The organism is Athalassotoga sp. (genome assembly GCF_049965695.1).
Lineage (GTDB): Bacteria > Thermotogota > Thermotogae > Mesoaciditogales > Mesoaciditogaceae > Athalassotoga.
This window is the reverse complement of the sequence record NZ_JBMFWB010000023.1, coordinates 1-9,878: the sequence shown is the minus strand read 5'-3', so window position 1 is coordinate 9,878 and position 9,878 is coordinate 1. Positions and strand designations below refer to the sequence as shown.

Here is a 9,878-nt window from a genome sequence, read left to right as displayed (position 1 = left end):
CTCTTTTCTACTACGTGCTACGAGCCACACGCTACCTGCCATTAGGGGCGCTTGCCGGAGCGATGATTCGAAATTTGAATTTTGTTTGGCATGTCTATAAATGGAAATCAAAGCGAGGTTGAAAATGAACAGATACGATATTTTAAAAGAAATTGCCAAAGAAAAATCTAAAGGTGCATCTGTCGTTGATTACGTGATGGGTATAGGTTTGTGTGCCGTAACTCTTGACGATGGAAGAACCGGTGTTTCTTACACGGACAGAAAATCCATCCCGTGGGGATGTTCTCTCTACGATGAACTTCCCAAAACAGGTGTGAGTGTTGAAGAATTCATAAAACTTTTTGATTCGTCGGACGTGCTTTTAAACGCGCTGGGCACCTCAGCGATAAACGCGTGCGTTAACGATGAAAATTACGAGAACGGGGATGTCATGGAGGCTGTGAATTTAAGCAAAGATGATGTCATGGGCATGGTAGGATATTTCGATCCCATGGTAAGTGGCATAAAGCGCCAGTTAAAAACGCTTTACATCTTTGAAAAAGAAAGAACGCTTACAACGTGGCCACAAAAGGCACTTCCACCCGAAGAAATTCCGAATGTGCTGCCCGAATGTAGCGTACTCTTGATTTCAGCCACAACCGTGATGAACAAAAGTTTTGACGATATATTGAAATACGCAAAAACCGACAGGATAATACTTTTAGGGCCGTCCACTCCGATGGTGCCAAAAGCATTTCCCGAAGTGAAAGTTTTTGGCGGTACAACTGTAAGCCCTGCGTCTTTAAAAACGATAGCGCATGGAGGTGGAACAAGAAATCTTTACAGAGAAAAAGTGGGAAAAAAGGTCATACTCATCAACTGAAAAACTTTGAATTCGATTGTTATTTTTGAATAATTTCATTGATATCATTTCTTTGCCCATAAATCTCGAGTAATGTATCAATTGTTTTAAACGGATCTAAACGCATAAACTTTGAATTGAAGTCGCGAACAAATTGATCCGAAATTCTGCCTATTTCATTAAGGTATTTCAAATCATTGATAATCTCAAAAGAATTATTTGGCCTTATATCAATTATTATCAAACCAATAGATTCATATTTGAAATCATCGCCTTTTACAGACTTTCTCCCAGTTATTTTATAAAATGACGATATGTATTTTTCGAGATCGTAAGATTCATTAGGCTTAAATTTTCCTTTTTTCAAAGCCGATGAATCGAGACCAAGTGTAGGAATAAGATAAATATATCCACATGGCAGATATTTATATTGCTTATGAAGATTGACCGATTCTGCTATCAGTCTTTCATAAAGAGTATCAAAATTTTTTTGAATAGAACTCATCTGTGAACGGACATTTATTGAAATTTCAGGCTCTGTACATATTTTTTTATCTGATTTTGTTATAAGTATATCCTGTTCTTTAACTTTAAAAAAGCCTTGGCATTTTCTATTTCTTTTTATGTAAGAATTTTTTACGTTTTTTGATTTTAAATAATCAACAGCATACTGATGAATATGATCGATTATTTTTTGACTTCTAATTGCATTGTTGATTGAACCTTTTGACGTACCTTTTATGTAATCTTCCAGAAATTGCTCTACGTAGTTTTTAAGATCTGCTTTCATTTTTCTTTGTCCTCTTCATTGGCAAAAACGTGTAAGATATTTTGAACTACCTCCTCGAAATTTTCTTTTAAATCTTTCTCGAAATGAAATTTTTTTTCATTACTTTTCTTACTTGAGAAATACTTTAAAGTCTCTACAATTTTGAAAAAAGTTTCCAATTTGGGTATTCTTTTCCCATTTTCTATCTGAGATAAAGTCGAATTATCGATATTCGCTTTTTCTGCCAAAATATCTTGAGATAATCCCAAGTTTAGCCTATTTCTGGAAACAAAATTTCCTATCAAAACGGAAAGACGCTTTTCTTCTTGATTCAATTTGCAGCCTCCATGATGAACTATGCTTTTATATTTTGTCATAAAACATCTTGAATGATAATTGCGTTGACGCAATGATACATGTGCTATAATCGCTTTGGGATGGTGAGTATATGTCCAATTTTGTAAGTAACGAACTTGCTTTGCACATAATGGATTTTCTGGCGTCTAATGCTCGTAATAGAGAACATTTTGAAAATGCCCTTAAAAATAAAATTATAATTGAATCTTTAAAAGATATTGACTTGAAAATTGACTTCGAAAACAAAAAAGCAAATCAAGATGAATTTTTCAAGAATTTTGATAACTTCTGGAGAAATATGAAAATCGGAAAACAAAAAACACTTGGAATAGAATTTACTCCTGAAAAAATTGCCGATTACATAATCAAGTTGACAATAGGAAATGAATATTCAGGAGAATTCGTTCTCGATCCATCAACTGGAAGCGGTGTTTTTATGCGTAGAATTTTGAATTATATCGTAAAAAATTTTCATTTGAGTCCTACTTATGTTATCGAAAACATACTTTTTGGCGTTGACATCGTTGAAGAATACGTTTTTGCCACGAAACTTGGCTTGATCTTAACTTCATATGCTTTTGGAGAAATGGTTGGAGAAATGGAAGTAAAAAATGTTGTTCAAGGTGATGCTTTAAAACTCGATCTAAAAAATTTCAAATATATAATTGGGAATCCCCCTTACGTGAAATGGCAATTTTTGAGCGAAGATTATAGAGAATGGTTGTCAAAAAATGTATCTAAAACTTCAGGAACATATAATTTATACATGGCTTTTATGGAAGTTTTTCTAAGAAATTTACAAAAAAATGGAAAACTTGGATTTATAATTTCAAATGGACTTTTTACTTCAAAAAGCGCATGGAAATTCCGTGATTGGCTTAAAGATAATTTTCAAATAGAATCTATTGTGGATTTTGATGATAAAAAAATGTTTAATGCTTCTGTTTATTCCTGCATAATCATTGTTTCTAAAAACAAACAATATGCGCCTGTAAAATTATTTAAACCAAATTTAGAAAACATTTTCGATTCCAAATATGACGAGGCCACGATAAACACATCTGATAAGATATGGCATATATTAACGAGAAGAGAACATCAAGATATAAATAAGATTGAAAATGCCGGTGAAAGGATCGACCACATTTGTGATCTTGCGGCAGGCATAGCGACTTTGAGAGACAAATTGTTCATTGTTGATTTAACGAAACGTAAAAACGGCTATTTCATCAAGAAATATGAAAACCAGGATTACTTGATCGAGACACAAATCGTTAGACCACTTATGAAAATTAGCAATAAAACAGAAAATTTAGGGGTAATCTTCCCTTATCAAAAAAAAGAAAATGGAATTTCGGTTATATCTGAATCGCAAATGGAATCAAAATTCCCTTTCACTTTATCTTATTTTAAAAGTGTAGAAGCGGAATTGATGAAAAGAGATAAAGGCAAAAAAAGGTATGAAGCATGGTATGCGTACGGTAGAAATCAAAGCCTTGATGCAGAAGGCATTAAGATACTTACTCCCACTTTTAGTAAAAAACCGTCTTTTTTCATTGATTGGATGCCAGAAAGGCTTTTTTGCAATGGCTATGGCTTAATTTTTAAAACAAAGAACAGATCTTCGACTTCTCTTAGAGACACAATCCCCATGTTTGATGATCTGAAAAATAAAATAATGACAACTACCGATATCAAAATCATTCTAAGAATTCTTAATTCGAAAGTCATGGAATACTACATATCTCTTACAAGTGAAAATTTGTCGGGAGGTTATAAATGTTATCAAAAAAAATACATAGAAAAATTCTCAATTCCAAATTTCAGCGAAAACAAAAATGATCTGTTACTTATGAATGATAATGAGTTTGAAGAATATATATGGAATCTATACCGTTTGCCGAACAAATTGCTCTCTGATTATGTAAAAACTATTTAACGTCGCGGAAAAAAGGTCATACTCATCAACTGAGCATGCCCTTTATTATGAATTCGGTGGCTTCTTCTTCGGTCATACCCTTTGCCATCATGGTATCGAGTTGCCTTGAATTTATACGCCCGATAGAGGCTTCATGTGTCAATTCCGAAAGATCGTTTGTAACTTTTAAAACCGGCAAGGTTGCAACGTCAACATCCGCACCTTTTGTTATTTCAGTGCATTCTATGTGCCCCCTTGAATAAGGCGCGTTACCGAAGGCTTCGTTTACTATCCTTGCATGCGTCTTTTCGGTGGCGACTATTGTGCTTTTTGCTATGCCGTGTGCCTCTTTGCCGTTAAGTCCTAAACTTTCTTTTATAGATATATCGTCGTCGGCACGGCCACGCACTTTGCTTTCGAGATCGGCGATTGCCCCATCCTTTAAATCCACATCCATCTTGACGACGAGTTTTCCCACACGCGTTCTTGTCAATTCGAAAGAGTTTTTGTACTTTCCGTTCTCTTCAACGATGGCATGTGTGTCCGAGATGACTGTAACTCCACCCTCTTCGGAATGGAAATGCGCGTCAGCATAGGTCATCGTGGCATTCTTTCCGATTCTGACTATGGCGGTCATCTTGTGCGTGAGTTTAGTAGACCACGGGAAAGAACAGTGGGATATGAAATTGACAGTTGCGCCCTCTTCCACTATGAACTCGAAATTAACCCTTTGTTCTCCTTCTTTGCCAAGAAAGCCTGTGCAAAGATGGATTGGCATGGGGATCTTTTTGCCCTTTGAAATCTTTATCTTTGCCCACACGCCTAATTCCTGTTTTCCGGCCTCTATTTCAACTCCATCGACGTTGTTTAGCCCTATAACCTTATCGCCGCTTATGATTATGGAGGCAACACGCTTGTCGAGCAAGTTAGACGTATCGCCGCCGCTTTTTTCGTAAGCCTCGGCCAACTTTTCAAACTCTTTTGAATAATCGGGTGCTATTCTCATATGACCTCATCTCTTATAAGTTGAATTTCATTCGGATGCTCGCAGGCGTCGCACATCGATTTGTAATATTCGGATATCTCCGCAGGCTTGCCTTCTTTAAAAACGATACCCGAGCATATAAGATATGAATAATCACAATCTATGGCGATTTCCTCACGGTGGGTTATGGTTATCACCGTGGCATTCTTCTCTCTTAATTGATTTATGAACATGTTTATCGTATCTATGGACATCATGTCTATGCCTGAATCCGGCTCGTCCAAAATCACGTATTTCGGATCGATCATGTAGACGGAGGCAAGTTCAACCCTTTTTCTTTCTCCTCCGCTTAGAGACGAGTCAACGTAACGCTTGACGTAATCTTCTCCCAGGCCGACAATTTTAAGCGCTTTTTTCACATCATCGAGACTTTTTTTGATCTTTCCTCCGAGCGTGAGATAATCGTAAATCTTTATCCCTTCAAACCTCACGTTTTCCTGAAAGGCTATCGTTATGCCAAGTTGTGCCCTCTGGCTTATACTCAAATCCGTGATATCCTGGCCGTCGAGATAAATCTTGCCCGATTGCGGCTTGTATCCTTCGACTCCCATTATGACGTTGGCAACGGTCGACTTTCCCGTTCCGTTATTTCCGAGAATCGTGTAACGCTTTCCTGCTTCAAACTTCATGTTCAATTTCTTGAGAATCGGTTTTTCGCCGAGTTCAAGAGAAATATTTTTTAATTCAAGCATCTTCTCCTCACCTTCACATGATCATTCCGCCGTCAACGCCTATTATCTGACCGGTGAGGTAAGATGCCTCATCTGATGCCAGAAAGATTATCACATTTGCTATCTCTACGGGCTCGGCAAATCTTCCAAGTGCCGTTTTAGACTTTATCTCATCTATCTTCTCTTTCGACAAATTGGCTGTTAACGGTGTTCTAACATATCCTGGGGCTATCGAATTGACGCGAATACCGTACCGTGCAAATTCCTTTGCCCACACCTTCGCAAGCACATTAACGCCCGCTTTGGATGAAGAATAAGCACTCTGCCCCACACTTCCATAGACTCCGACAATCGAAGAAACGTTCACGACATTTCCGGCATTTTGCTTCACCATGTACTTCATGACGGCCTGAGTTACGTTGTAGGTGCCTTTAAGATTAACGTTCACTGTGAAATCAAAATCCTCTTCGGTGTTTTCAAGCAAAGGTTTATCTTTAACGGCGCCGGCGTTGTTAACCAGCACATCGATATGACCAAAATCTTTTGCTATATCATCAACAACTGATTTGACTTTTTGAGTATCGGTAACATCCATGACGTAAGTTCTAAACTTGGCGCCTAACAAGCGCCTTGATTCTTCCAGTTTTTCCGCGTTCACATCGCATCCCGCGACAACGGATCCGGCTTCTATGAATTTTTTCGCGGTCGCAAACCCTATACCAGATGCCGCGCCCGTTATGAGTACGACCTTGTCTTTGAAGTTCAAACTGTCCACCTTCTTTTTAATCTATACAAATTATATCACCTTTTGAATAGGTGATCAACCGCATGGGATGAGGAATCGTCTTTTTTACGATTTATCGTCCTTGTTTGATTTTGCGCGTCTGTCCATGCTGTACTTTGTTATGAGTTTGTTCAGATATCTGTAAGATATCCCCAGTTGAGTTGCCACAGATTGTTTGTCCCATTTGAAATTTCTTAAAACGTGGCTTACATACTCCATCTCAAACTTTGAAGAAATTTTTTCTTTAAAATCCAAAAGCGGGAGAATTGTCTTGTTTTTTATCGTTGATTCGACGATTTCGTTTATGGCATTGTCTATGAACCTGTACTCGTTGCCGTTTGAAAAGTGCTTTGTCACAGATGTATCCATCGTATGCGTTGTCAAATCGAGTGTGTTGCTTGATGCGTATCTTTTTATTATATTCTGAAGTTCTCTGACGTTTCCGGGATAACTGTAGGCTATCAACTTGTTTTGTACCTCCTCCGGAAGATCGGAAAATTTGATTTCGTAATCAAGTTGATTGAAGAAAAAATCGACAAGCGGCGGAATATCTTCCTTTCTGCTTCTCAAAGGAAGCAATTCTATCGTTTCCTCCGAAAGTCTAAAAAGCAGATCTCTTCTTAAGAAATAACTTTCCCTGTTTGTCGCGGATATGAATTTTATGTCAATCTCTCTTGAGCCGGATCCTCCCACGACGTAATATTTTCCGTCTTCTATAACGTTGAGAAGTTTTGTCTGAATCTCAACCGAAAGTTCTCCGATCTCATCGAGGAAAAAATGGCTCTTATCTGCCTGCCCTATAAGCCCTTCTCTTGCCGCATCCGCTCCGGTGTAAGCACCTTTTGTGTGCCCGAACAACTCGCTTTCAAGCAGAGATTCCGGCAACGTTGTGATGTTGAGGGAGATCATGGGTATCTTATTTCTCATGCTTGCTTTGTGAATTGCGTTGGCAAGCAAATTTTTGCCCGTCCCTGTCTCTCCGAGTATCAAAACATGAGGGTCTGAAAAGATCATGTCAAATACTTTTGTCCTTACCTCTTTGATGTGAGAACTGTTTCCGACAATCGAATCAAGCGCATTTTTTACCGTCTGACCAAAATCGATGCAAACTTTTTCGCCGGTTTCATTCGGTTGCTTGTATAAGTTCACCGTGCCGTAAGAAATGTTTTGGTGGATTTTAGACTCATCGGTGACAACGACGATCTTTGTCGAGAAGGTTTTCTTCACGCTTCTTATAAAATTACCAACCTTGCTCCTGTCTACTTTGCCGTCGCTTGAAGCGTTTATAAACAAAATTCTTCTTTGGTTATCTATGTAGTTGTCGATTTTGCTTATATCCATACACTCGACTATGTGATCGGACTTGCTTATCTTTTTCACAAGATCTATCGAAGAAAAACCAACAAAAAGGAGTTCCATCTTCTCACCCCCACGGGTTTAAAATCTTTTGGTAGGACTTTTTATTATATCATATTTTTTAACGGTAATTAAACAAGAAGATGGAAGAGTTAAAATTATTCAAAACTTGAATTTCGAAATGCCACGCTTTTCAGTTAAAATTTTCAAATTATTGACAAAATATCCAAAGATATTTGAAAATTTATCCTCATCCCATTTGAAATTCTTAAGCAAGCCTTTAACGTAATTGTCGCTGAACCATTTACTTATCTCCGCTTTTAATCCATCCAAAGTGGTCGATTTGCTTTTATCCATGATTTCAAAGATGATGCTTGATATAAAATTAGATATGAATATATTCTGAAAAATTTTTTCCGAATGGTCGTTGAACAAGTAATCGTTGATTATATCCCTTAACTCTCTTACATTTCCGGGATAACTGTATCCCAAAAGTCTGTCCTGCATCTCAAGTGGAAGTTCTTCAAAATGACAATCGTAACCGGCACTTTTTATGAAATAATCCGTTAGCACCGGTACATCTGACTTTCTATCTCTCAGCGGCGGGATCTTAAGCACCACTTCGTTAAGGCACGTAAAACCGTAATCTTTTTCCGTATTTCTTGTCGAAGATATGATCCTCAAATCCGGATTTCTTTTGCCAAAAAAGTCACATATCGTTTTTTGGTTTCCCTGTGAAATCGAATTCAACTCTTCTATAAAAAGGTGTCCTTCATCTAAATCGGATAAAGTCGTTTTTAAATCATATTCATCGCGAAACAAAATAAAAGGCCCTCCGGACCTCAAACCGGCGCCATGGACAACCTCTGCGAGCAAATGCTTTCCGCTTCCGCTTTCTCCCGTTATAAAAAAGTTTCTATCCGAAAAACAGGCGTTAAATATCTTCGACTTTAACTCCATTATCTCTCTGCTCTCGCCAACGAATTTCTGCATTGAAGACCTTACCATGCTCACGAAGTTTGCAACTATCTCGCTGGACTTGAGACTTGGTCCGTCTATGAATGCCATCTCCCGCTCAAACTCTTTGAAATGATCTTTGTCATCTCTCACGACAACGACATGTGTTTTTTCATCCTTCGCTTCCTGAGCAATAGATCCGACCCGTGCCCTGTCGATAGAACTATCAGATGCCCCGTTTATGCAAAGTACTTTCTCTTCTCCGATTCTTTTCAACTGAGAAAGCGTGCTTATTTTGTGGATCTCAGCAGATCTCATCTTGACTTCTATTGAGTCTTTGAAGTTGAAGCCTAAAAAGTATGCTCTCATGGGCACCTCCATTCTGCGTCTTTGTTTCTTACCCTACCATTTCCGAACCCCTACATTTTTTATTATAGCAGACTTCATGCCATAAAATTTTATCAAAAAAATCTCATGTAATCTGGGATCTTTGCGATCTTACGGGAACTGACGCGACACGGCTGGAACAATCGATCCTCAGATGTCTTGCCAGTTCCTAAATTCTAACATCAAACATCTCTCAAACATTTGGCTTAACTGCTAAATTCTTTAATGCCTTTGCCATAAAAAAATAAAATTTTTGGCATCCCAAAACTTTGGCACGCATCTTGCTAATATAAGTTGACGCAGTTATGATGAAGAAACTTTTATCTCTGGTATACGGTAAAAAAATTCTTGTGAGAGGGCGTGAGAGGAAAAGGAAAGTCATTTTGGGAGGGAATTCATAGTCGGGTTTCACATCGTTTTCGGTAGTTTTATGAACTGAAATTTCATGAAAAAATTCAAAATTCTCAAAGGGAGGTAACAAGTATGAAAAAAGTTCTTATTCTTAGTGTAATTGCGATGTTGGCGTTAGGTGTAATGGCTTTGGCCGGAACCATTTCTACAACGGGTAATGGACCTATAACAACGGGTGCGACATGCTCGCAGGCATCTTTACAGGTTGTGTCGAACATTTACGTCGTTCCAGGTTACGTTGCAACCGCAACGGCTTACGATGCGACATTCTGCGGCGCTTCCGGAAATCTTCTCAGCGGTGAAATCGTAAATTCAAGTTATGCTCTCGTCATTGGTAATGCGGCAAATTATAGCAGCAACGACGGTCAAGGTGTTGCACTTG

The 9,878-nt window shown here is 38.2% G+C and carries 10 protein-coding genes; 3 read left to right on the top strand and 7 right to left on the bottom strand.

Annotated features, from left to right (window positions below; all coding sequences use genetic code 11):
• Positions 1-124: 124 nt before the first annotated feature.
• Positions 125-862, top strand: coding sequence for a Rossmann-like domain-containing protein (locus ACP5NR_RS07510; RefSeq protein ID WP_428006211.1), 738 nt, complete (start codon positions 125-127; stop codon positions 860-862).
• 19 nt (positions 863-881) lie between these two features.
• On the opposite strand, the gene ACP5NR_RS07505 is transcribed toward ACP5NR_RS07510, so the two are convergent.
• Both ACP5NR_RS07505 and ACP5NR_RS07500 read right to left on the bottom strand, forming a co-directional pair.
• Positions 882-1,631, bottom strand: coding sequence for a hypothetical protein (locus ACP5NR_RS07505; RefSeq protein WP_428004377.1), 750 nt, complete (start codon positions 1,629-1,631; stop codon positions 882-884).
• Positions 1,628-1,945, bottom strand: coding sequence for a helix-turn-helix domain-containing protein (locus ACP5NR_RS07500; RefSeq protein WP_428004378.1), 318 nt, complete (start codon positions 1,943-1,945; stop codon positions 1,628-1,630). The genes ACP5NR_RS07505 and ACP5NR_RS07500 overlap by 4 nt, the downstream gene beginning before the upstream one ends.
• A gap of 113 nt (positions 1,946-2,058) precedes the next feature.
• Here ACP5NR_RS07500 and ACP5NR_RS07495 point away from each other — a divergent pair, with 113 nt between their 5' ends.
• Positions 2,059-3,906, top strand: a complete 1,848-nt coding sequence (locus ACP5NR_RS07495) for an HsdM family class I SAM-dependent methyltransferase (RefSeq protein ID WP_428004379.1) — start codon at positions 2,059-2,061, stop codon at positions 3,904-3,906.
• A gap of 25 nt (positions 3,907-3,931) precedes the next feature.
• Here ACP5NR_RS07495 and ACP5NR_RS07490 read toward each other — a convergent pair whose 3' ends face one another.
• The 5 genes from ACP5NR_RS07490 to ACP5NR_RS07470 form a co-directional block, all read right to left on the bottom strand.
• On the bottom strand, positions 3,932-4,891 hold the full coding sequence (locus ACP5NR_RS07490) for a SufB/SufD family protein (RefSeq protein ID WP_428004380.1): 960 nt from the start codon (positions 4,889-4,891) through the stop codon (positions 3,932-3,934).
• On the bottom strand, positions 4,888-5,622 hold the full coding sequence (locus tag ACP5NR_RS07485) for an ATP-binding cassette domain-containing protein (protein ID WP_428004381.1): 735 nt from the start codon (positions 5,620-5,622) through the stop codon (positions 4,888-4,890). The genes ACP5NR_RS07490 and ACP5NR_RS07485 overlap by 4 nt, the downstream gene beginning before the upstream one ends.
• Positions 5,623-5,635: 13 nt before the next feature.
• Positions 5,636-6,376, bottom strand: a complete 741-nt coding sequence (locus ACP5NR_RS07480) for an SDR family NAD(P)-dependent oxidoreductase (RefSeq protein ID WP_428006210.1) — start codon at positions 6,374-6,376, stop codon at positions 5,636-5,638.
• 75 nt (positions 6,377-6,451) lie between these two features.
• Positions 6,452-7,804, bottom strand: a complete 1,353-nt coding sequence (locus ACP5NR_RS07475) for a sigma 54-interacting transcriptional regulator (protein WP_428004383.1) — start codon at positions 7,802-7,804, stop codon at positions 6,452-6,454.
• Positions 7,805-7,903: 99 nt separating this feature from the next.
• The gene (locus ACP5NR_RS07470; protein WP_428006209.1) at positions 7,904-9,067 is read right to left on the bottom strand and encodes a sigma 54-interacting transcriptional regulator; all 1,164 of its coding nucleotides are present in this window, start codon (positions 9,065-9,067) and stop codon (positions 7,904-7,906) included.
• A 501-nt stretch (positions 9,068-9,568) separates the two neighbouring features.
• Here ACP5NR_RS07470 and ACP5NR_RS07465 point away from each other — a divergent pair.
• A partial coding sequence (locus ACP5NR_RS07465; protein ID WP_428006208.1) for a hypothetical protein occupies positions 9,569-9,878 on the top strand: 310 nt, incomplete at its 3' end.